The following is a 21567-nucleotide window of genomic DNA, read 5'->3' on the forward strand; positions in this document are numbered from 1 at the left end:
TGAGGATGCGCGCCGGGTCGGGGGCGGGAAAGGCTTCGGCCAGCCGCGTGCGCCAGGCGCAGAGCCCGACCAGATCGCCGCCGGGCCAGAGCAGGTCGTGGAAGGGCTCGGGCCGGCGTTCGGCCAGAAAGGCGGCCTCCAGGGGCCGGGCGGCAAAGCTGTCGCGCCACGCGTCGGGTCCGAGCGCGGCATTGCGCGTCAGGAGGCGCCGCCAGCGGGCGATCCAGGCGGGCTCGGTCAGCGCCAGATAGGGCAGATGCTCCCAGGCGAAGATCGCGCTGCGGTGGTGGTTGGCCTGATGCAGCATCAGGCCGCCGCTGCCCGCCGCCTCGAGACGGATCCGTGCGGCCAGGGGATCGGGGCTGAACAGGCTGTCCCAGAACGGCTCCTCGGACAGGAGTGCCAGGGAGCGGCGACCGGCCTGCGCAAGGACTTCCGGGCGCGACGCGGCGGGATCGGACGGATGCGCCCACAGGATCAGGTCGGCCGTGGCCGGGTCGGCATCGGGCGGCAGCCGCTCGGCCAGATCCGACCAGAGCGGATGGAGGGCCGGATAGCTGAGCGGCATCCGGTGCGTGTGGCGCCCCTCGCACAGGATGCGCAGGCGGCTCCGCCCCAGCCGGGCGGGGAGGGCGAGGGCCGCGCGTCGGCGGGTCTCCTCGGCGTCGAGGGCCGCGAGCAGCGCCGGTGCCCCCGGCCGCCCGGAAGACAGGCGTCCGCGGATCGTGGCCGCCGCCCCCGGCGGCAGACCGGCCAGGCGCGTGCGCCAGGACCGCGCCACCCAGTCCGCCGCCTCGGGTCCCTGCCCCGCCACCCCGAGAAGGGCCTGCACCAGTCCCGGACCGGGATCGGGCCGGGCTGGCAGATGGCCGAGCGGACGCGGCGCGATACCGGGACGGAGCGACCGCGCCAGCGCGGCCCGGCAGGCCGCGACATCGCCTCCGGCGGGGCGGCCCTCGTCGCAGCGGAGGGAAACCGCCAGGTCGTGCGGCAGAAGAAGATGCCAGAGCGCGGTGGCCAGGCGCCCGGCGCGCGCGCGGTCGTCCTCTCCGGGCTGGCGCCGCCAGAAGCCGCGTCCCCGCGTCCCGGGCGGATCGACCGGGCGCCCCCGCCCGGAGTCCCAGACGCGCCAGGGCAGCACGAGCAGATCGTGGCCCCGGGCGGTCCCCCGCGCCTGCGCGAGCGCGGCCGGATCGAGCCGGCTGCCCGCCGGCAGGAACAGGACGCGGCCCGCGCCGCCGGTCTCCGCCCGCAGGGCCGCGACCGCGACGTTGACCGCCGCACCCAGATCGCCCGCCGGTCGCCCCTGCGCGACGATGGCATCGGCCTGCGCCGCCCCCCATCCCTCCATCGCGCCGAAGCGGCCGATCCGTTCCGGCGTGTCGTCCTGGCCGGCCTCGTGCACCACGAGGACGCGGTCGCCCGGCCGCGCGGCCCGCGCGATGTCGCGGGCGAGCGCCTCGAAGGTCGGCCCCGCTCCCCGCGCCAGATAGACGAAGCGCAGCGGCGCCTCCCCCTGCGGCGCGGCCGGCACGGGTCGCGGCCGGCGGACCGGCGAGGCTGCACCGCGGCCGGCGCGCGGGGGCGCAAGACGGCGGCGCAGGGCGCGTCCGGCCTCCGTCGCACCGATCGCCGGCAGGAACGGCCCCAGCCGATCCTCCATCCAGCGGCGGGCCGTGCGGCGGAACTCGTCGCGCAAGCCGGGGTCGATGCGGCGCTCCGCCCAGTCGAGAAGCCCCGGCGCGAAGGCGACCAGTGCCGCCTGCCAGCCGGGGCCGGCCTCGGCCACATCGGCGGCGGCGGCATCGAGCGCGGCAAGGACGGCAAAGCGCTCGCGCCCCTGCCGCCCGCTTACCCGGCCCCGCGTCGCTCCCGAACCGCGACCCTCCCCCGCCGGGGCGATCCGGTGCCAGGCGCAGATGCGGTCGGAGACCAGCATCCGCTCCGCCCGGATCAGCGCGCGCCAGTGCGGCGGGATGTCCTGATGGACGGGCGTTTCGGCGAATGCGATCCCCTCGCGGCGGGCAAAGTCGGCCGACAGGATGCGGTTCCAGGGATAGTTCGCGGTCAGGGCGAGGCGCAGGCGCGCCTCCGGCCCGGCCTCGGCCAGGCTGCCCACCCCCTCGGCCTGCCAGAACCGCTCGTCCCAGTCGGGCTGGCCCCACAGCCCCTCGGCCGGCACCCGGCTGTCGGCATGCTTGAACAGGCAGAGGTCGAAGCGCTCGGGGGCACCCCGCCGCGCCACCTGCCCCGGCAGAAGCCCGAGATCGTCCAGAAGGCGGGGCAGTTCCGGGGTCAGCCGGTCGTCGGCATCGAAGAACAGCAGATGCGAACACCGCACCAGGGCCAGCCCGCTGTTGCGCGCCGCGCCACCCCCCCTCGGGGTCGCATGCCGCATCCGGGTGACCCCCGGCAGGGACGGCACCGGCGGGTCCGAGCCGTCGTCCACGACGACGATCTGGGCAAAGCAGCCGAGGTCGCGGGCCTGATCGAGCAGCGCGAGCAGATGGGGCGTGTCGTTCCAGACCGGCACGACCAGCGCCACTCCCGTGCCCCGCCAGCGCCAGCGGCGCCACAGGCCCCGCAGCGCGCGTCCTGCAGGCCGCAGCGGTCTCATGCCGCCAGGACCCGCAGCGCGTGCAGCGACAGGCGGAACGAGACGGCCGAGGGCAGAAAGAGCACCATCTCGCGCCAGGGCCCGGGATCGGAGCCGAGTCGGTCGAGCGGCCAGAGGGCCGCGCCGTCCCCCTCGCGCCCCTGCGCCAGAAGATGCCGCTCTCCGAACAGGTCCTCGAACCCCTCGGGGCGGCCCCGACGCAGGGACGGGCGCAGCACCGTCGCCGGATAGGCGGTCGCCCGCAGCAGGAGTGCAACCCAGAGGGTCTCCGCCGGCTCCCACGGCTCCAGCGGGACATGCAGCGCCAGCCAGCGGCCGGGCCGCCGCGCCTCCACCGTCAGCTCCAGAAGCCGCCCCGAGGGGCTCGACCAGCGCCCCTCGTGCAGTCCCTCCGGGTCGGCATGGAGAAGCAGGCCGCCGGGCAGGCGCGTCTCGTGCGGCGCCTCCGGCGTGCCGAGCGGGCCGCCCGGCTGGACGGTGCTCCTCAGCGTCGCCAGCGCGGGGTCGAGGCCTCCGCGCGCCTCGTCCGGCGGGCTATTCATGAAAGAGCCCGTCGAGCGCCGCGGGCCCGCCCGGCGCGCGCAGCCCCTCGCCCAGCATCCGCCCCCAGAGTTCGGCGACCGCCAGCGCCTCCGGGCCCCAATGCTCCTCGGGCTCGAGCGGGGTCGGCTCCGCGGGGGCGTCCTCGACCGCGTGCGCGAGCGCCTCGCTCAGCGGCCGTCCCCGGTCCGGCCAGAAGCGCTCCTCCGCCGCCGCGGCATCGGCGGCGAAGCGCTCCAACAGGCGCAGCGCGACGGCCCGGTGCAGGCGCAGGGGCTGGTCTCCGCCGAGGCTCTCGCGCCGTTCGGCCAGAAGCCGGCCCAGGCGGCGGCCCAGCGTCCAGCGCGCACCCTGCGCCTCGGGCGGCAGCGCACCCATGGCGCGGTGCACCGCCCGCGCCAGCGCCAGATCGGCCGCCCCGGGACGGCGATTGTCCCGCGGCCAGTCGAGGGGGCCCGGATCGTGCCGCGTGGCCAGCGCCAGGAAGTCGCGCAGCACGTCCCCGCCCAGAAGATCCTCCGGCCGGAACAGCCGCGGCTCGAAGGCCGGGCCGAAGACCGCCTGCCAGGCCGAAAGGCGCCGGGCATAGGTGATGCGCCAGCGCAGCGACGGCTCCTCCAGATAGGCGGCCAGATCGCCGGCGAAGTTGCCGATCTTGGCGGATTCGGCAAAGCGCGACACGAGGGCTGCGGGATGCGGCCGGATATAGGCGACAAGCCGCAGCCCGTCCCGCGCCCAGGCGCCCAGATGCCTCTCGATCAGCGGCGCGAGCCGGGCAGGATCGAGATATTCGAAATGCTCCGCCGACAGGATGGCGGTCCGGCCGCGCGGCGGACCCAGCGCCGCGGCGAGGGCAGCAAAGGCCCGATCGGCCGCGTCGGGTCCCTGCTGGATCGCCGCGACAAGACCGGCCTGGTTGAAGCCCGGCCCGTAGGCCAGCCCGCCCGTGCTCCGGCCCGGCCCGTCCAGCCAGGACTGGATCGCGGTCGTGCCGGTCTTGAAATCGCCCAGATGGACGACGAGGCCCGTCATGGCGCTCCGTGAGCCGGCAGGGGCGCGGGGGGGGCAGCCCCGGCTCCGGGCTCGGCACCCGGCGGCAGCGGGGGGGCGAGCTCGGCCGGCAGGCCGGTGAAGCGGGCCTCCCAGAAGGGCCGGGCCGCCAAGACGCCATAGGCCGCGCGGTGCTGCGCGCGCAGGGTGTTGTAGCGGCGGCGCCAGCGCAGCGTCAGCGCGGCGGCACGGGCAAGCACGGAGAAGGCGCGGCGCTTGCTGTGGCGGACCCGGTAGGCGCGGCCGCGCTCGCCGTCCACGAACAGCACCTCGCTGCGACCCCAGAGCGGCCAGATCAGCCCGCGATAGTCGAGCGGCACGGCCGCAGCCCCGGCGATCCGCCTCCAGAAGGGCAGAAGATGGCCGTTGAGCGACCACTTGGCCAGCCTGGACCGCCAGACCGGCGGCGGTCCCTCGGGCGCGAGGGGATGGGGGTCCTCGCCGGGCTCGAGCGGCCGCCAGGCCTCGCTGCGCACGAGGCGGAGGATCTCGGCGCGCTTGGCCTCCAGATCGGCATTGGCCGCAAAGAAGCCGGGGCCGCGCATGACGTCCTCCCAGGCCGCAAGCTGCGCCTCCGCGCTGTCGTAGTGCATCCGGCAGATGGATCGTCCCAGAAAGCGCAGCGCGATGCGCGCCGTGCCCCAGGGGCCGATCTCCAGCGCCTCGTGGACGAGGTGGTGATGGAGATGGTTGCGCAGATCCAGATAGAGCGTGAGCGGGCTTTCCTTGGCCGAGAAGTCGTCCTGGAAGGAGACCACTCCGTTCAGCGTGGCGATGTCGAAGGCATGGGCCAGGGAGAACGAGATGTCGTCGCCGCGCACGAAGAACGGAAAGGGATAATGGCGCAGCGCCGCCAGGGGGAAGGCGAAGAACCACCATCCGCCGTAGAAGCCCCGGGGCTTGGGACGGGCCGCCTGCAATTCCATGCGCGCGACCTCCTCGGGGTCGCGCAGGTCGGTGCCCACGAACAGCGGACGGCAGGCGCGGTCGAACACCGCGCCGTTCTCCCACATGGCATGGGGCCGCGCAGCCGAGACCATCGCCCCGGCGAGCGCGGCGCGTCCCGGCTCCCGCGCGAGGCGCAGAAAGGCCGTGGTCCGCAGGAACGCCTCGGCCGGAAAGGCGGCATCGTCATCCATGAAGAGCGCATGCGTCGCGCCCCAATCCTCGGCCGCCGCCAGCCCGCGCGCGAACCCGCCGGCCCCGCCCAGATTGGGGTTGGGGATCACCGTCACCCCCTCCCGCGGGCCGAGCGCGAGGCTGCGGCCGTTGTCCACGACAAAGAGCCGCACGACCGAGCCGGGCGCGATCAGGTGGCGTCCCTCGCCCTCGAGGAAGTCGCCCAGCCGCGCGATCGTCTCGGCCACCGCAGCCTCGCGGCGGAAGGTGGTCACGGCTGCCGCCAGGCGGATCGGGGCCGCATCGGCCGGCAGCGGAGCGAGGAACGCACCCTCGGTCAGCCGGACCGGCTCGAGCGCCTCCAAGGTCGCGTCGAGCAGACCCTCGCGACCGCGCAGGGCCTCCAGCAGCCCGTCGAGCGGCAGCAGCGCCCCCTGCGGCGACAGATCCAGAACCTCGCTCAGGACCGGGCGCGGGGCGCCGCCGCCGGCCGGCCTGTGGCGCAGGACCGCGCGCAGGCGGCCCTCGCCGCGCAGACGCAGCGCGAGCCGGTCGATCCGGCAGCGCCCCACCCAGGTGGCGAGATTGAGGAGGTTGACATAGGTGTCGGTGCGGACCTGCCCTCCGGTTCCCATCAGCAGGGTCCGGCCGTCCTCGTCCGCGGTGGCCCCTGCGAGGCGCACGAACAGCAGCGGATCGAAGCCGATGCGCGGATCGGGCAGCGCCACGCGCTGCAGGACGATCCAGTCCTGCCCCCCGGGGCCGCCGCCGGGTCCCTCCGCCGCTCCGTCTCTCGGCATCGCCCCCTGTCCCCGCCCCGGTTCCGTCCGGCCGGGCCATAGCATCCTCGCTGCGCCGCGCAAACCCGCGCGGCGGCCTTTGGCCTATTGCTCGAGGATGAGCTTGTAGTAGCTGCGCATGAACAGAAGTCCCGTCATCACGAGGATCAGCGCCACCGCCGCGCAATAGGGGATGGACACGAAGGAGGCGTCGTAGGTCGGGTAGAACCCGCTGCGCACCAGCGCGATCACATGGACGAGCGGGTTCCACCACAGGATGTCGCGCACCGTCGCCGGCAGGTCCTCGTAGAGGAAGAGCACCCCCGAGGCGATAAAGAGCGGACGGGTCACGATCCCCCACAGGATCGCCCAGATCGGCCAGATCCCGCCCAGAAGCGCATTGACGAGCCCGATCCCGAGGCCTCCCAGGGCCGCCAGCAGCACGCCCTCGATGATGGGCCGCATGTCGATCATGACTGGAATGCCCAGCGCCCAGATGATCCCGGTGAACAGGATCGCCGCCACCGCGATGTCGGTGAGCAGGTTGAGCAGGAAGCGCGCCAGGATGGCGTCGAGCCAGGTCACCGCCGGATAGTTGAGCAGCGATCGCAGCACGCGCAGCGTGTTGGCCGTCTTGCTGGCCTGGGTGCTGTAGATGTCGAAGGGCAGATAGCCCGTGGCGTAGAAGAAGACGAAGCTCGTCCCGAGCGGCGGGGATCGGATCAGGAGCGAAAACGCCAGGCTCAGGATCGCGATGATCCCCAGCGGCTGGAGGATCGCCCAGATATAGCCGCCCGGCGAGCGTCCGTAGGTCGCCGCCATCTCGCGCAGGACGAGCGCGCCGATGGTGCGCAGCGTGCGGAACCGCGGCGGCGGCAGCGAGACGGAGAAGCCCGGGGCGGGCGCGCCGTCCTCCGGCCCGCCGCCCGGGCCGTCCTCCGCATCGCGCCACGGCGCATCGGCGGGATCGGCCGCGCCCAAGGGGGGGGCCGCGCCTGCCTCGCGCCGGGGCGGGCCCAGCGGCCGGTCGGGCGGCGGCGGCCGCGATCGGTCTGCGGAAAGGGGAGGAAGGTCCATGGCTCCAGGGGGCGACGCGGACGAGGCCCAGCCTTGCGACGCCGGCCAGGCGCCGTCAAGCCTCGGCCCGGATCACCGTTGCGCGAAGGGCGCGAGCCGTGCCCGCGTCCGGCCCAGGGCCCGTCGCGCCAGCCCCAGCGCCCGGCCCAGCAGGGGGCGGGATGCCGGGGCGGGCGCAGGCGGCTTCTCGGTCTCGGATGGGGCGGGCTCGGGCGGCAGGGGCGGGACGCGGTATTCGGGCGAGGAGACCGCGCGCAGGAAGCCCGGCGGATCGGCCTCCACCATCCGGCCGAGCAGGTCGGCCAGGCAGTCGAACAGGCGCAGCGCCTCGGGTCCGTGATGCAGGGCGGGCTCCGTGCTCTGCGCCTCGGGAATCGCCCGCTCGACGGAATGCGCCAGCGCCGGCACCATGATCGCGCGCCCGCCGAAGAAGTCGCGATCCAGAAGGGCGGCGTCCTCGGCCCAGGCTTCGGCCAGCTCGCGCGCCAGCGGCGCATGCAGCCGCAGCGGCGTGCCCCCGTCCGGCCGCCCCAGCCGCGCGAGGATCTCCGAGAAGTTCCAGCCGAAGGCCCTCTGGCCCTCCACCACGCCCTCGCCGCGCTCGGCCAGCCGGCGGTGGATGTGGCGCATCATGGCCAGGTCCTCCACCGACAGCGAGGGGTTGCGCGGCTCGGCGCCTTCGAGCCGGAACGTGCCGCGGCCGCCTACGAAGGCGAAGAAATCGGCCACCACGTCGCCGTCCTCCAGCTCCTCGCGCACGAAGGGGCGCAAGGTGAAGCGGTCGCCGAACACCTCGCGCCAGCGGGTGAAGCGGCCGTGATAGTGCAGCCGGCGCCGGCGCAGGATCTGCCGGGCGAAGGCCGGCGGGTCGAGGTCGATCTCGCCCTTCTTCGTGCGCTCGGCATAGGTGGACAGGAAGCGGTCCAGATGCGGACGGACATAGGCCACGAGGCGCAGCCGGTCGCGCCAGGCGGGCATGAATTCCTCGATGGCCAGCCGCACATGTTCGGGGCTGACGAACTCGAAATGCTCGGCCGAGACGATCCCCCAGTCCGCACCGCTCCGGGCGAGCGCCTCGGCCTCGCGCATCCAGCGCCGCCGCCGCTCCTCGGGATCGGCCGACAGGCTGCGCGCCATGGGGATATGGTTGAAGGGCACGTTGTAGGAGATGGAGCGGCCCTCGGCGCGCCACAGCCGCTTGGCCAGGGCTGCCTGGATCGAGGTCGTCCCGGTCTTGCAATCCCCGAGGTGGAAGATGAGCTCGCCGACCACGTTGCGCCCCCGCTCCGCTGCCGCCCCTGGCGACGGGGTCAGGACCTAGCGCAGCGGCGGGGGCCGTTCAACCGCCGGCACCGGCGGCGGCCCGCCTGCGCGGGTCAGTCGCCGGGGCTGCGCACCGGCAGCGGCGGGGTCGCCCGGCGCCGGTCGAGGACGAGGAAGGGACGCGGCACGATCCGTACGCGCTCCATCCGCTTGACATAGCGCAGTTCGCGCCAGGCGTAGATCTCGGCCCAGAGATCGTCGCGGCGGTCGAAGGGGCGGCGCACCTGCGCGATGCCGATGCTGCGCTTGAGCAGGGGCGACCAGCAGCCGGACGTGACCTGTCCCACCTCGCGGGTCTGGCGGTGATAGAGGACCGCGCCTTCCGCCGAAACGTTGCCCGCCACGTCGAGCCCGACCGTCACCCAGTCCGACCCCTTCTCCCGCTCGCGCAGCAGGGCGCGGCGGCCGTTGAAATGGCCCTTGTCCCAGACGATCATCCAGTCGAGCCCCAGCTCGAAGGGCGACAGCGCGCGATCCTCGCGCAGGGCATGTTCGGCCGGGACGAAATCCTTGCCCGCCAGAAGCAGGCCGGCCTCGATCCGGGCCACATCGAGCGCCGACATGCCGATGGGGCGCAGCCCGAAGGGCTCGCCCGCCTCCGCGAGCCGGTCCCAGAGCGCCAGAGCCCCCTCGGGCGCGACCCACAGCTCGTAGCCCAGATCGCCGGTGAACCCCGTGCGCGAGATCGCGATCCCGTCGCGCACGGTCAGGCGGAAGGGCCGCAGGTCGTTCACCTCCAGACCCGCCCGCGACAGCACGGCCGCCGCGCAGGGGCCCTGAAGCGACAGGCCGGCCACGGCCTCGGTCTCCTCCTCGAGGGTCACGTCGAAGCCGCGCGCGGAATCGAGCAGCCAGGGCATGTGCCGCTCCTGCGAGCAGAGGCGGAAGTCCCCCTCGCCCAGCCGGAACAGCGTCCCGTCGTCGAGCACCTTGCCCGCCCCGTCGCACCAGGCGGTGTACTGCACGGAGCCCACGGGCATGCGGGCCACGTGGCGCAGCGTCACGCGGTCGAGCATGGCCGCCGCGCCCGGCCCGCGCAGGCGCACCTTGATCATGGGGCTGAGGTCGAACAGCGTCGCCGCGTTGCGGATGGCCGAATGCTCCAGCGCCTCGTCCCCGAAGCTGCCGGCCGTCACATAGCCGGCCCAGGGCACCCAGTCCCACAGACGGTTGAGCGGTCCGATGCGCGGGTGGAACGGCGTGGTGCGCAGCGGCTCGAGATAGTGCAGCCGCGGGTCGGCCGGAGCGGCCGGGCGCGCGCTGCGCAACGGGTGCCGGATCTCGGTCATGCCACGCCCTCCCGCGTCATCCGCTCGGCCGCGTTCCAGCCCGCCGCTCCCGTCACGCCCCCGCCCGGATGGCTGCCGGCCGAGGCGAGCCAGAGCCCCGGCACCGGCGTGCGGTAGCGCGCCACCTCCGGGAAGGGGCGCAGGAACAGCATCCGCTCCGCCGCGAGGTCCCCGTGATGCCACGACCCGCCCGCCATGCCGAACCGCGCGGCGATGTCGCCGGGCAGGAGCAGCTCGGAGGCGAGCACGCTCCGGCGCAGGCCGGGGGCGCAGGATTCGAGCACGTCCAGCGCCGCCTCGAGCAGCGCCGCGCGCGCGGTCGGGATCGCGGGGCGCCCAGGGGGCGAACTGGACGACGGCCGAGAGCACATGCGCCCCCTCCGGCGCGGCCTCCGGGTCATGGACGGAGGGGATGACCGCCTCCAGCACGGGCCGCGCGGGCACCTCGCCGTACTTGGCGGGGTTCCAGGCCTGCTCCACCGCGTCCACGCCGGGCGCGATGACCAGGCGCGCGCGGGGGTCCACCCCGAAATCGGGCAGGGCCGAGAGTGCAAGATGCAGCTTGGCCGCCGCGCCGCGTCCCCGAATCGCGCGGGCCGCGCGTTCCGTGTCGGTGTCGAGCGCCCCGGGCGGGACCAGGTCGAGCAGCGTCGTGCGCGGGCAGAGCGCCGAGACGACGGCCTCCGCCTCGATCCGCTCGCCCGTCTCGAGCACCGCGCCGGTCGCGCGGTCGCCCTCCAGAATCAGGCGGGCGACGCGGGCCCCGGTGCGCAGCCGGACACCGGCGGCCTCGCAGGCGGCGCGCATCGCCTGCGCGACCGCCCCCATCCCGCCGAGCGGCACCCGCGGCGGCCCGTCCGCGATCCGCTGGAGCCACAGCAGCAGCGTGCCGGGCGAGCGCGGCCCGGTGGATGCGCCCAGCGTGGCGTCGAAGGCGCAGAGTCCCATCAGGCGCTCGTCGGACAGGTCGTCCTCGATCGCATCGGCCGCGTTGAGCAGCAGCATCCGCCCGAACTCGCGGAACTCGACCGCCCCCATCCGGCGCAGCCCGAGCCCCAGCCGCCCCAGCGCCGCCCAGTCGTCGTTGCCCCGCCCAATCCGGGGCGGCGTCAGCCGCCGCAGAGGATCGAGAAGCCGGGCGAAGCGCTCGAGACGGCCGCGCAGCAGGTCCCAGGCGGCCGCCTCCGCCGGCGCGAGCCCCTCGACCCGCCCGTCCGGCCCGACGACGAGCGGCCGTCCGCCCGGCACCGCGCTGGCCAGCGGTTCCGACAGGCGCAGCCCGTGCCGGTCCAGCGCCATCGCCCGCTCCACGCGGGGGTCGAGACCCTGCACGAGATGGGCAAGCGCCGAGACGCGGAAGCCCGGCGCGAACTCGGCCGTGCGCGCGCCGCCCCCCACCCGGTCGGCCGCCTCGAGCACCGTGACCCGCGCCCCCTCGCGCGCCAGGCGGAAGGCGCAGGCCAGCCCGTTCGTGCCCCCGCCGAGGATCAGGATCTCAGAGGACCGCATAGGCGTCCACCATCTGCTCGCGGCCCGTCCGGGCCTCCTTCAGGATCTCGGCCGCCGCGTTGCGCCCCGGCGCCCCCATCACGCCGCCGCCCGGATGGGTGGAGGACGAACAGATCCACAATCCCGCCACCGGGCTGCGGTACTGCGCCCAGCCGGGGACGGGACGGTTGAACAGCAGCTGGTCGAAGGTCAGCTCGCCCTGGAAGATGTTGCCCTCCGTCAGCCCCACCTCGGCCTCGAGCTCGCGCGGGGTGCGCACCTCCATGTGCAGGATCAGGTCGCGAAAGCCCGGCGCGAAGCGCTCGATCTGGCCCACCACCGTGTCGCCGAAGGCGTCTCGGTCCGCGTCGGTCCAGGGCCGGCCCTCGATCTTCGGGGGGGCGTACTGGACGAAGCAGGACATGAAATGCATCCCCGGCGGCGCCATGGTCGGGTCGGTCAGGGTGGGGATCATCGTGTCCTGGAAGGGATCGCGCGAGAAGCGCCCCGCCTTCCAGTCGTCATAGGCCCGCTCCAGCCGCTCGATCGAATCGGTGAAGTGCAGGTCTCCCTTCAGCATCGGCCCGTTCTCGGGCAGGGCCGGAAAGCGCGGCAGGGCCGAGAGCGCGATGTTGACCTTGCCCGAGGAGCCGCGCGTCTTGAACCGCCGCACGCGCGCGACGAAGTCCTCGGGCAGGTGCGCCGGCTCCACATGCTCGAGGAAGGTGCGCTTGACATCCATGCCCGAGATGACGCGCGTGCCGCGGATCACCTCGCCGTCCTCGCATTCCACGCCCGTCGTGCGCCCGTCCCGCACCAGGATGCGGCGGACGGCCTTGCCGGTGCGGACCTCGCCGCCGGCCGCCTCGAAGGACAGGCGCAGCGCGCGGCTGACTGCCCCCATGCCTCCCCGGGCAAAGCCCCAGGCGCCCACATTGCCGTCCACGTCGCCCATGTAGTGATGCAGCAGCACATAGGCCGAGCCCGGCGACATCGGCCCCAGCGCCGTGCCGATGATCCCCGAGCCGGCCAGAAAGGCCTTGAGCGCCTCGTCCTCGAAATACTCGTCGAGGTAATCGGCGATGGACATGGTCCAGAAGCGCAGCATGGCGTGGATCTGCGCCTCCGACATCTCGCCGAACCGCCGCGCCAGCCAGGCCATCTCGGCCAGGTCGCGCGGGCGGAAGCTCGCCGGGTCAGGGGGGGTGCGCATCAGCATGGGGCGGATGAAGCGGCAGAACCGCGTGACGTCGCGCGCATAGCGGTCATAGGCCTCCGCGTCGCGGGGCGAACGGCGGGCGATCTCGCGCCGGTTGGCGTCGTGGTCGCGGAAGGCCGCGAGATAGCCGCCGTCCTCGGTCAGGATCGCGCCGCCCTCGTAGGGCAGGATCTGCAAGCCGAAGCGCGGCAGCTCCAGATCCCGCATGATCTCGGGACGGAACAGGGAGCAGACATAGGAGCAGTTGGAATAGAGCACCTCCGGATGGAGCTGCCGGCTCACCGCGGCCCCGCCCACCCAGGGGTTGCGTTCCAGCACCACCACCCGCAGGCCCGCCCGCGCCAGATAGGCCGCGGCCACGAGGCCGTTATGCCCCGCCCCGACCACGATGGCGTCGTAGGCCCCCCCGGACCCGGACGGGCCCGCCGCCGGACGGGGTCTGCGCAGGCGGCCGGCCAGCCGGGGCAGACGATCGGGCATGGCGGAGTCCTCCCTGCAGGACGGGCCTCGGCCGGGGAGAGGGTCCGGGCGGAGGCGCCCCGGCGCTGGCCTTCTCGTCGCAAGGTCGCGCGATTCTGACTGAACTGTCAATCAGAATCTTGCGGGCGGACCCGTGAGCGCTTCCGCCCGGCCGCCGATCGCCTATGATCCGCGCAGTTCCCCCGGCGAAAGGCCCGGCCATGCCCGACGACAGCGCCGCCGCTCCTGCCCTGACGGGTCCCCGCAAGCGCGAGCGGGCCGAGCGCCGCCTCCAGCTCATCGAGGCGACCATCGCCGTGCTGGCCACGCATGGCTATGCCCGCACCACCCTGACGGCGGTGGCCCGGCAGGCCGGCATCTCGCACGGGCTTGTCAACTTCCATTTCGACAGCAAGGAACGCCTCCTGTCCGAGACGCTCCGCTACCTGACGGACGAATACGAGAACAACTGGCGCTCCGCCCTCGCGGCCGCCGGGCCCGACCCGGCCGCGGGCCTGCGCGCGGTCCTTCTGGCCGATCTCGACCCCCAGATCAGCGCGCCCGACCGGCTCGCCGCCTGGTGCGCCTTCCGCGGCGAGACCCAGTCGCGGCCCATCTACCAGGAGGCCTGCAGCGGCAACGACGCCGCCTATGTCGCCGCGCTCGAGGACCTCTGCGCGCGGCTCAAGCAGGAGGGCGGCTATGGCGGCGAGCCGCGCATCATCGCGCGCGTGCTGCGCGCGGTGACGGAGGTCATCTGGCTCGACCGGCTGACCCTGCGCGAGCCCTACGGGCGGGCCGAGGCCGAACGCACGCTCATGGCCGCCTGTGCGGCCTTCTTTCCGCAGCACTTCACCGACGCGGGACTGCGCCCCCGCTGAGGCGCTCCGCGACGGGCTTGCGCGCCCTCCGGGGCCGTGGTTGGACGGACCGCGCACCGAGCCGGAGCCCCCGCCATGACCGCTTCCCGGGCCGCCTCCTGGGCCCTCGTGACCACCTTTCGCGGCCCGGCCGCCATGGTCCTGCCCGTCGTGGCCCACCATCTCGAGCTGGGCGCCTGCGAGGTGCACCTCTATCTCGACGCCCCCGTCCCGGACCTGCCGGCCGCGCTCGCGGCCGAGCCGCGGGTGCGGATCACGCTGTGCGACGAGGCGCACTGGCGGGCGCTGCGGCGGGGCGGACGGCCCGACAACGTCGTGGCCCGCCAGCTCGCCAATGCCGAACAGGCCCGGACGCGCTCGCAGGCCGACTGGCTGCTCCATCTGGACGCGGACGAGTTTCTCCACGCCGATGCGCCGCCGGGCGAGATCCTGGGCGCCCTGCCCGCCGGGGAGGGTTGGGCCAAGATCCCGAATGTCGAGCGGGTCCTGCCCCCCGGCACCGTGGCCGATTCGCTGTTTGCGGGCGCGTTCCGCCTGCCGCTGCGCCCGCAGCAGGCCCGGGCGATCTGGGGCGAGGACGCGCGTTTCCTGCGCTTCGGCCTTGCCGCCTACACGACCGGCAAGGTGGCCATCCGGCCGCGCGCGCCGTGGCGGCTGCGGCTGCACTGGGCCCGCGACCCCGCGGCGCCCGAGGAGGCCGCCCCCCCGCCCCACCGGGTGATCGAGGGGATGCGGGTGCTCCATCTGGACGGCTGGACGCCGCTGCACTGGACGGCCAAGCTCCTGCGCTTCGTCGATCTCGGGCTCGAGGGCGGCCATGCCGGCCGGCGCGAGCAGATCGCCCATGTCGCGGCAGGCGGGGGACCGGCGGGACTGGCGCTGTTCGACCGGCTCCATCGGCTGACGCCGCCCCGTGCACGGGCGCTGCGCCGCGCCGGGGGTCTGCGTGCCTTCCCCTTCGACCCGCGGCCGGCCGTGGCGCGCCTGTGGCCGGAGGCGCTTGCCGCCTTCGGGCCTGCCGCCTTCGACGCGGCCCTGCGCGCCTCCGACCCCGCCTTCTTCGCGCGCCACCGCCTCGGCTGAGCGCCCCCCGCTCTGGCGGGCGCGCCGTCTTCGGTCTAGGCTGCCGCCATGAGTGTTCGCCCGACGACGCCCGGTCCTCCGGCCCTGCGCAGCCCGGCCCCTCGCGCAGGCCGTCCTCTCCCGTCCGGCCCCCTTCCAGGAGCCCGTCCATGACCGCCGACACCCCGCCGCTCCACGCCCTCTGGATCATCGCGTCCGACAGCCTCGGTCGGCCGGTCGCCGCGGCCGGGGCCGAAGGCGCCCGTCATCTCGCCGACGGCACCGCCCGGGGCGTGATCGTCGAGGACCCCCATGACTGGGTCGCCGCCGCTCTCCAGGATCGCCGGGACACGGCCGCCGCCCTCGCCGAATGGCGTCGCGAAGCGTCCCGCGTCCTCGCCCTCGCCCCCTCCGGCACCCGCTGGATCGGGCGGCGCGGCGCCGAGCAGGTGGTGGGCCTTCCGCCCCGGTCCGAACCGCCGGGGCCGCTCGCACGGGCGGTGGCGGCGCTGTTCATCCAGGCCGATCCGCAGGCCCGCGACCTGATCGCCGCGATCGGGCCGGATGCCTTTGCCGGCCCGCCCACCCCCGCTGCCGCCGCCGAGGCGTGGCACCGCCACCGCCGCGTCGTGGACGAGGCCTACAGCACGCACCGCCAGATCCGCCTCGGCGCCGAGCGCATCGCCGCGCTCGAGGCCGAACTCGCCGAGGCGCGCGCCGCGCTCGAGGCGGCCCGCGCCGAGTCCGAACGCCTCCGTGCCGGGTCCCGGGGCGGGCGCGGCCTCGGCCGCCTGCTGGGACGGCCCTCCGCGATGGCCTGACGGCCTAGGCGCCCAGCCCGTGCCGCCCCCGATAGGGGTTGCGCGCGGGCGGGCTCCAGCCCTCAACCCGATCCGGCGCCAGCACCTCCAGGCGCAGGGGATGGCAGGGAGCCTCGTCGCTCGAATGGCCCGATCCGCAATCGCCCCCCGGACAGGCCGACAGCACCGCCAGAAGCCCGATCTCGGCCCAGAGTTCGAGCGCGTCGCCCGCGCGCACGGGGCTCGCCTTCATGATGTAGCGCCCCCCGGCGTCGAAGCCCGTGCACATGAAGACATTGAGCACGTCGTGGACGTGGCGCTCGGCCTCCTCCGGCGCGATGCCTTCCGCCTCGGCGAGCGCGCGCACCAGGTTGGAATGGCAGCAGCGGTCGTAATCCGTCCCCGCCAGCAGCCGCTGGGTATAGGGGTCGCAGCGCGTGCCGATCACGTCGTGGACCCCGCAGCCGTCCGCGTCCCGCCCGTACCAGGCCAGGTCGTCGGCGATGATCGTGGCCATGGGGCGCAGATGCGGCAGGTTGGACCACAGCCGGTCGCCCACGCCCACATGCGTGCCGTGCAGCGCCCGCGTCTTGCCCGAAAAGAACCGCTCGCCGAGATCGCCGTCCGCGAACAGGTTGAGATCGCCCACCTGCGGCCCCTCCGGGCAGACGATGCGCAGCACGTGCCCCGTCGGCACCCGCACCGCCCGCGCCTCGCGCGGGGGCACCGTCACCGCCTCGAGGAGCCGCGCCCCCTCCCTCGCCCGGCGATAGAGCGCGAGGGGCGGCTCCGGCAGCGCGTCGTCGGCATAGACGCGCACGGCCCTCGCCGCGCGCCGCGCCGCCGCGTCGGCAGGCTCCTGCCCCTCCGGCACGCTCACACCACCCGCTCGAGCATCAGGCGGCGGATATCCATGATTGCCTTGGCGGGATTCAGCCCCTTGGGGCAGGTCTTGGCGCAGTTCATGATCGTGTGGCAGCGATAGAGCTTGAACGGGTCCTCCAGATCGTCCAGCCGCTCGCCCGTGATCTCGTCGCGCGAATCGGCGATCCAGCGATAGGCATGCAGCAGGGCCGCCGGACCCAGATAGCGGTCCCCGTTCCACCAGTAGCTCGGGCAGGCGGTCGAGCAGCAGGCGCACAGGATGCACTCGTAGAGGCCGTCGAGCCGCCGGCGGTCCTCCACCGACTGGCGCCACTCCCGCTCCGGCGCGGGCGAGACGGTCTCGAGCCAGGGGCGCACGCTCGCATGCTGGGCGAAGAAGTGCGACAGGTCCGGCACCAGGTCCTTCATCACCGGCATGTGCGGCAAGGGATAGATGCGCACGTCGCCCCGGATCGCCTCGATCGCCGTGGTGCAGGCCAGACCGTTGGCTCCGTCGATGTTCATCGAGCACGACCCGCAGATCCCCTCGCGGCAGGAGCGGCGGAAGGCCAGCGTCGGGTCGATCTCGTCCTTGATCTTGATGAGCGCGTCCAGGACCATCGGCCCGCAGGTGTCGAGGTCCACCACATAGGTGTCGATGCGCGGGTTGGCCCCGTCGTCGGGGTTCCACCGGTAGATGCGGAAGGTCTTGGTCCGCGTGGCCCCCGGCGGCGCGGGCCAGGTCTTGCCCACGGTCATGCGGCTGTTCTTGGGAAGGCGGAACTGGACCATCAGGCGGACACCTCGGGTTTTCGGGCAAGAAACAGCCTCTCGCCGCGCAGCAGGCCGTGGAGGCGCACGTCGGGCTCCACGGCGGGATATTCGGAGAGATCGAACCCGGCCGCGCGGATGCGGTCGCGCAGGTCGCGCCCGTAGAGCCGGACATGGTCCCCCTGACCGAAATGGGCGAGGCGACCGGCGCGGTCAAGGATCGCAGGGTTCTCGTAGGTGCTGTCCCAGCCCTCGATCACGGGCGTCGTGATGACGGCCAGGCCGCCGGGGCGCAGCAGGCGCCGCATCTCGGCGAGCGCGCGGGCATCGTCCACGTGCTCGAGCACGTGGTTGCACACGATCCCCGCCCAGAGGCCGCCGGGCAGGCCCGTGTCGCAGATGTCCACAACATGATCGGGCCTGCGGGCGGGATCGAGGTCGGCCGTCTCGTAGCGGCCGGTGCGGGCCCGGATCAGGGGCGCAAGCTGGCGTTCGGCGGCAAAGTGCAGCACGCGGTCGCCCGCCCCCCAGGGGCATTCCCGCTCGAGCCACAGCGCGAACAGCCTGTGGCGCTCGAGCGCGCCGCAGCCGGGGCAGCGCGCATCGAACCGCGGCGGATGGCCGAAGGCGGTGAAGCGGCCGCGATGGCCGCAGACGGGACAGTGCCGGGGCAGGAGGCCCCGCGCGGCGGCACGGAACCGTTCGACGGCGCGCTCCAGCTCGGCCTCGGCGCGCCTGTCCGGTCCCCGATCCTCCGCCCCCTGCCCCTCCATGCGGCTTCCCGCCGGTCTCAGCGCGACAGCGTCGCCTGCACGCAGCCCAGCGTCTCGGGCCGAGCAAGGACGGCGGTGATGGTCTGCCCCACCGCCTGCGACGGGCCCGGCGCGGCGGCCAGCTGGGCGAGTTCGGCGGGCTGGGCCGTGCGCACCACGCAGGCCGCCAGCACCGGCGCCTGCGGGGTCAGCTCCAGCAGCATGGGCTGGATGAGCGCATAGGCGCGCGTCTGCTCCTCCGAGAGATCCTGCGCGGCCAGCGCGCCGGGCAGGGCCGCCAGGGCCAAAAGGGCGAGGGGTCGGAACATCGGCATGGGATCTGTCCTTTCACGAACGCAGCCGCGGCGGCCGGACGGGAAGCGCGCCGGTCCGCTGCAGCACGCATTGCTCATACACCGCCAGGGGGTCGCGTCCTGCCAGGAAATCCCCCGACAGGCCGATCGCCGCCCCCGCAAAGGCGCCGTCGCGCGAATTCGTGCCGATCTCGACGCGCCCCGTCGGCCCCTGCGCGGCCTGCGCGCGTTCCTCGCACAGCCGTGCCGCGCGTTCGGGGTCCATGGGGCCGGCCTCGCAGGCGGCCAGCGCCCCGACCGACAGGAGGGAGACCAGGAAGATCGGGACACGCATCAGTACACCCTCGCCTTGGGAGCGATCCGCTGCGGGTCGATCCCCCCCGCCTCGGGCGGGGTCAGCGGCTCGGTATGGACGGGCCGGTACGCCAGGCGCACCCCCGTGCCGTCAACATAGGCGAGCGTGTGGACGCGCCAGTTCACATCGTCGCGCTCGGGGTAGTCCTCGTGCGCATGGGCCCCGCGGCTTTCCTTGCGCGCCTCGGCCGAGACCACGGTGGCCAGCGCGTTGGGGATGAGGTTGGCGAGCTCCAGCGTCTCCACAAGGTCCGTGTTCCAGATCAGGCTGCGGTCGGTCACCCGCAGGTCGGCCATCTTCTCGGCCACCGCCGTCATCCGCCGCACTCCCTGCGCCAGCGTCTCCGAGGTGCGGAACACGGCCGCGTCTTCCTGCATGATCCGCTGCATCTCGCGCCGCAGCTGCGCCGTGGGCGTGCCCCCCTTCGCATGGCGCAGCCCGTCGAAGCGGGCGAGCGCGGCGTCGAGCGAGGCCTTCGGCACGTCGGGCACCGCCGAACGCGGGTCCACCACCTCGGCCGCCCGGATCGCCGCCGCGCGCCCGAACACGACCAGGTCGATGAGCGAGTTCGACCCCAGCCGGTTGGCCCCGTGCACGCTCGCGCAGCCCGCCTCGCCCACCGCCATCAGCCCCGGCGCGACGCGGTCGGGATCGTCGGGCGTGGGCGCCAGCACCTCGCCCCAGTAGTTCGTGGGGATGCCCCCCATGTTGTAGTGCACCGTGGGCAGGACCGGGATCGGCTCGCGCGTGACGTCCACGCCGGCGAAAATCTTGGCGCTCTCCGAGATCCCGGGCAGCCGCTCGTGCAGCACCTCGGGCGGCAGATGGCTCAGATGCAGGTGGATGTGGTCCTTCTCGCGCCCCACGCCGCGCCCCTCGCGGATCTCCAGCGTCATGCAGCGCGACACCACATCGCGCGACGCCAGGTCCTTGTAGGTGGGCGCATAGCGCTCCATGAAGCGCTCGCCCTCCGAATTGGTGAGGTAGCCCCCCTCGCCGCGCGCCCCTTCCGTGATGAGGCAGCCTGCGCCGTAGATGCCCGTCGGGTGGAACTGGACGAACTCCATGTCCTGGAGCGGCAGCCCCGCGCGGGCCACCATCGCGTTGCCGTCGCCCGTGCAGGTATGCGCCGAGGTGGCCGAGAAATAGGCCCGCCCGTATCCCCCCGTGGCCAGCACCGTCATCTTGGCCGCAAAGGCGTGCAGCGTCCCGTCGTCGAGCTTCCAGGCCAGCACGCCCCGGCAATCCCCCTCGGGCCCCATCAGGAGGTCGATGGCGAAGTACTCGATGCGGAACTCGGCCTTCTCCTTCAGCGACCGGCCATAGAGCGTGTGCAGGATCGCGTGCCCCGTCCGGTCGGCGGCCGCGCAGGTGCGCTGCACGGGCGGGCCCTCGCCGAACTCGGTCGTGTGGCCGCCGAAGGGGCGCTGGTAGATCCGCCCGTCCTCCGTGCGCGAGAAGGGCACCCCGTAATGTTCCAGCTCGTAGACCGCCTTGGGCGCCTCGCGGGCGAGGTATTCCATCGCGTCCATGTCGCCCAGCCAGTCCGACCCCTTGACCGTGTCGTACATGTGCCACTGCCAGTGGTCGGGCCCCATGTTGCCGAGCGAGGCCGCGATCCCGCCCTGCGCTGCGACCGTGTGGCTGCGCGTGGGAAAGACCTTGGTGATGCAGGCCGTCCTGAGGCCCCGCTCCGCCAGACCCAGCGTCGCGCGCAGGCCCGACCCCCCGGCCCCGACCACGATGGCGTCGTAGCGATGCGTCTCGACGGGATAGGCGGGCATGAGGAGACCTCTCTCAGAGGGCGAGGCGCGCCACGGCGAACAGGCCGACGGCGAGCACGCCATAGGTGATCACGACGGTCGCGATGACCAGCGCCTTGCGCGGCAGGCCGTGGGCATAGTCCTCCGCGACGACCTGCGCGCCCTGCCGGAAATGCCACAGCCCCACCAGCAGCGTCAGCGCCGTCACCAGCGCGGGAAAGGGCCGCGCCATCTCGGCGCGCGCCGCCTCATAGGGCAAGCCCAGGATCGAGCCGAAGGTGAAGGCGAAGACCGGCAACAGGACCGCCAGCGCGACCGAACTGACGATCATCTGCCAGAAATGCTCCGTCCCCGCCCCCGAGGCGCCGAGATTCTCCGCGCGCTTGCGCGCGGTCACGAAGCGGCCCATCCCCTCACCTCCACCACAGCACCAAGACCGTCAGCACCGTCAGCACCACCGACAGCGCTACGATCGCCTGCCCGAACCGGATCGCCGTGTGGATCTCGAGCGCGCGGCCCGTGGACCAGACCAGATGCCGGATGCCGCCCAGCAGGTGGTACCACATGGCCCAGAGGCAGCCCACCAGCACAACGATCCCGAGGGGGGAGCGCAGAACCCCGTCGGCCAGCGCGAAGGCCCGCGGCCCCGTGGCCAGCGCCATCAGCCACCAGACGACCAGCACCGCGCCGACCATCAGCCCCATCCCCGTGATGCGGTTCAGGATGGAGGTGGCCGAGGTCCACTGGAACCGGTAGGCGGAGCCGAGCATGAAGGGCGAGAGCGGCCGGTTGCCGCGGGGAATGTCGGGCATGGCGTCAGGGCCTCGTGTCGCGTCGGTCGGCGTCCCCTTGCCGGATTTCGGACGGCATGTCACGGGTGCGGATGGCCGGGATCGCGCCGATCCGCGCGAAAAGATGGTCTTGTGATCGCAACACGAAAAGGTGCGATCACGGCCTTGCGGCGCCGCGCCGCACCCCGCCTCTCCTGCCCCTTCCGGCTCCCTCCCGGTGGAGCGCCATGTGGCGGAGACGGGGTCGCGGCGGG

At 73.8% G+C, this 21567-nt stretch carries 19 protein-coding genes; 3 read left to right on the top strand and 16 right to left on the bottom strand.

Features of this window, described 5'->3' with window-relative positions; translation table 11 throughout:
- From GT358_RS15245 to GT358_RS15285, 8 genes are all read right to left on the bottom strand, one after another.
- On the bottom strand, positions 1–2617 hold a 2617-nt coding region (locus GT358_RS15245; RefSeq protein WP_166583500.1), incomplete at its 3' end, for a glycosyltransferase family A protein.
- On the bottom strand, positions 2614–3159 hold the full coding sequence (locus tag GT358_RS15250) for a hypothetical protein (RefSeq protein WP_166583501.1): 546 nt from the start codon (positions 3157–3159) through the stop codon (positions 2614–2616). The genes GT358_RS15250 and GT358_RS15245, both read right to left, overlap by 4 nt.
- Entirely contained in the window at positions 3152–4189 is a 1038-nt protein-coding gene (locus GT358_RS15255; protein ID WP_166583502.1) for a hypothetical protein, read from the bottom strand. The genes GT358_RS15250 and GT358_RS15255 overlap by 8 nt, the downstream gene beginning before the upstream one ends.
- Positions 4186–6126, bottom strand: a complete 1941-nt coding sequence (locus GT358_RS15260) for a glycosyltransferase (RefSeq protein ID WP_166583503.1) — start codon at positions 6124–6126, stop codon at positions 4186–4188. Before GT358_RS15260 ends, GT358_RS15255 begins: the two co-directional genes overlap by 4 nt.
- Positions 6127–6210: 84 nt before the next feature.
- Positions 6211–7182: an ABC transporter permease gene (locus GT358_RS15265; RefSeq protein ID WP_166583504.1), complete on the bottom strand. Its 972-nt coding sequence runs from the start codon at positions 7180–7182 to the stop codon at positions 6211–6213.
- A gap of 72 nt (positions 7183–7254) precedes the next feature.
- On the bottom strand, positions 7255–8454 hold the full coding sequence (locus tag GT358_RS15270) for a hypothetical protein (RefSeq protein ID WP_166583505.1): 1200 nt from the start codon (positions 8452–8454) through the stop codon (positions 7255–7257).
- Positions 8455–8558: 104 nt separating this feature from the next.
- On the bottom strand, positions 8559–11303 hold the full coding sequence (locus tag GT358_RS16520) for an FAD-dependent oxidoreductase (RefSeq protein WP_208103567.1): 2745 nt from the start codon (positions 11301–11303) through the stop codon (positions 8559–8561).
- Positions 11290–12981, bottom strand: coding sequence for an NAD(P)/FAD-dependent oxidoreductase (locus tag GT358_RS15285; protein ID WP_166583507.1), 1692 nt, complete (start codon positions 12979–12981; stop codon positions 11290–11292). The genes GT358_RS16520 and GT358_RS15285 overlap by 14 nt, the downstream gene beginning before the upstream one ends.
- 200 nt (positions 12982–13181) lie before the next feature.
- On the opposite strand from GT358_RS15285, the gene GT358_RS15290 reads away from it, so the two are divergent.
- The 3 genes from GT358_RS15290 (at position 13182) to GT358_RS15300 (ending at position 15724) form a co-directional block, all read left to right on the top strand.
- Entirely contained in the window at positions 13182–13841 is a 660-nt protein-coding gene (locus tag GT358_RS15290) for a TetR/AcrR family transcriptional regulator (protein ID WP_166583508.1), read from the top strand.
- Positions 13842–13916: 75 nt separating this feature from the next.
- Entirely contained in the window at positions 13917–14924 is a 1008-nt protein-coding gene (locus tag GT358_RS15295) for a glycosyltransferase family 2 protein (protein WP_166583509.1), read from the top strand.
- A gap of 149 nt (positions 14925–15073) precedes the next feature.
- The gene (locus tag GT358_RS15300; RefSeq protein WP_166583510.1) at positions 15074–15724 is read left to right on the top strand and encodes a hypothetical protein; all 651 of its coding nucleotides are present in this window, start codon (positions 15074–15076) and stop codon (positions 15722–15724) included.
- A 4-nt stretch (positions 15725–15728) separates the two neighbouring features.
- Here GT358_RS15300 and GT358_RS15305 read toward each other — a convergent pair whose 3' ends face one another.
- From GT358_RS15305 to sdhC, 8 genes are read right to left on the bottom strand one after another with little or no spacing between them, the layout of a single operon-like run.
- A complete protein-coding gene (locus GT358_RS15305) occupies positions 15729–16577 on the bottom strand; it encodes a DUF1989 domain-containing protein (RefSeq protein WP_166583511.1) in 849 nt (282 codons plus the stop codon).
- 2 nt (positions 16578–16579) lie between these two features.
- Positions 16580–17359, bottom strand: coding sequence for a succinate dehydrogenase iron-sulfur subunit (locus GT358_RS15310; protein ID WP_166583512.1), 780 nt, complete (start codon positions 17357–17359; stop codon positions 16580–16582).
- The gene (locus GT358_RS15315) at positions 17359–18111 is read right to left on the bottom strand and encodes a methyltransferase domain-containing protein (protein WP_166583513.1); all 753 of its coding nucleotides are present in this window, start codon (positions 18109–18111) and stop codon (positions 17359–17361) included. The genes GT358_RS15310 and GT358_RS15315 overlap by 1 nt, the downstream gene beginning before the upstream one ends.
- 17 nt (positions 18112–18128) lie before the next feature.
- Positions 18129–18425 carry a hypothetical protein gene (locus GT358_RS15320; RefSeq protein WP_166583514.1) on the bottom strand — a complete coding sequence of 99 codons (297 nt, stop codon included), beginning with the start codon at positions 18423–18425 and terminating at the stop codon, positions 18129–18131.
- 13 nt (positions 18426–18438) lie between these two features.
- On the bottom strand, positions 18439–18738 hold the full coding sequence (locus GT358_RS15325) for a hypothetical protein (RefSeq protein WP_243730931.1): 300 nt from the start codon (positions 18736–18738) through the stop codon (positions 18439–18441).
- On the bottom strand, positions 18738–20543 hold the full coding sequence (sdhA, locus tag GT358_RS15330) for a succinate dehydrogenase flavoprotein subunit (RefSeq protein ID WP_166583515.1): 1806 nt from the start codon (positions 20541–20543) through the stop codon (positions 18738–18740). The genes GT358_RS15325 and sdhA overlap by 1 nt, the downstream gene beginning before the upstream one ends.
- A 13-nt stretch (positions 20544–20556) precedes the next feature.
- Positions 20557–20931: a succinate dehydrogenase, hydrophobic membrane anchor protein gene (gene sdhD, locus GT358_RS15335; RefSeq protein ID WP_166583516.1), complete on the bottom strand. Its 375-nt coding sequence runs from the start codon at positions 20929–20931 to the stop codon at positions 20557–20559.
- A 4-nt stretch (positions 20932–20935) separates the two neighbouring features.
- On the bottom strand, positions 20936–21334 hold the full coding sequence (gene sdhC / locus GT358_RS15340) for a succinate dehydrogenase, cytochrome b556 subunit (protein WP_166583517.1): 399 nt from the start codon (positions 21332–21334) through the stop codon (positions 20936–20938).
- Positions 21335–21567 lie beyond the last annotated feature (233 nt).

The sequence above is a fragment of the Rubellimicrobium sp. CFH 75288 genome (genome assembly GCF_009904055.1).
Taxonomy (GTDB): domain Bacteria; phylum Pseudomonadota; class Alphaproteobacteria; order Rhodobacterales; family Rhodobacteraceae; genus Rubellimicrobium.

Coding starts and splice junctions, on each gene's coding strand:
- GT358_RS16520 (WP_208103567.1), bottom strand. CDS start 11,303: ATGCGGTCCTCTGAGATCCTGATCCTCGGCGGGGGCACGAACGGGCTG.
- GT358_RS15285 (WP_166583507.1), bottom strand. CDS start 12,981: ATGCCCGATCGTCTGCCCCGGCTGGCCGGCCGCCTGCGCAGACCCCGT.
- GT358_RS15320 (WP_166583514.1), bottom strand. CDS start 18,425: ATGCCGATGTTCCGACCCCTCGCCCTTTTGGCCCTGGCGGCCCTGCCC.
- GT358_RS15265 (WP_166583504.1), bottom strand. CDS start 7,182: ATGGACCTTCCTCCCCTTTCCGCAGACCGATCGCGGCCGCCGCCGCCC.
- sdhA (WP_166583515.1), bottom strand. CDS start 20,543: ATGCCCGCCTATCCCGTCGAGACGCATCGCTACGACGCCATCGTGGTC.
- GT358_RS15290 (WP_166583508.1), top strand. CDS start 13,182: ATGCCCGACGACAGCGCCGCCGCTCCTGCCCTGACGGGTCCCCGCAAG.
- GT358_RS15300 (WP_166583510.1), top strand. CDS start 15,074: ATGACCGCCGACACCCCGCCGCTCCACGCCCTCTGGATCATCGCGTCC.
- GT358_RS15260 (WP_166583503.1), bottom strand. CDS start 6,126: ATGCCGAGAGACGGAGCGGCGGAGGGACCCGGCGGCGGCCCCGGGGGG.
- GT358_RS15250 (WP_166583501.1), bottom strand. CDS start 3,159: ATGAATAGCCCGCCGGACGAGGCGCGCGGAGGCCTCGACCCCGCGCTG.
- GT358_RS15315 (WP_166583513.1), bottom strand. CDS start 18,111: ATGGAGGGGCAGGGGGCGGAGGATCGGGGACCGGACAGGCGCGCCGAG.
- sdhD (WP_166583516.1), bottom strand. CDS start 20,931: ATGGGCCGCTTCGTGACCGCGCGCAAGCGCGCGGAGAATCTCGGCGCC.
- sdhC (WP_166583517.1), bottom strand. CDS start 21,334: ATGCCCGACATTCCCCGCGGCAACCGGCCGCTCTCGCCCTTCATGCTC.
- GT358_RS15255 (WP_166583502.1), bottom strand. CDS start 4,189: ATGACGGGCCTCGTCGTCCATCTGGGCGATTTCAAGACCGGCACGACC.
- GT358_RS15310 (WP_166583512.1), bottom strand. CDS start 17,359: ATGGTCCAGTTCCGCCTTCCCAAGAACAGCCGCATGACCGTGGGCAAG.
- GT358_RS15325 (WP_243730931.1), bottom strand. CDS start 18,738: ATGCGTGTCCCGATCTTCCTGGTCTCCCTCCTGTCGGTCGGGGCGCTG.
- GT358_RS15295 (WP_166583509.1), top strand. CDS start 13,917: ATGACCGCTTCCCGGGCCGCCTCCTGGGCCCTCGTGACCACCTTTCGC.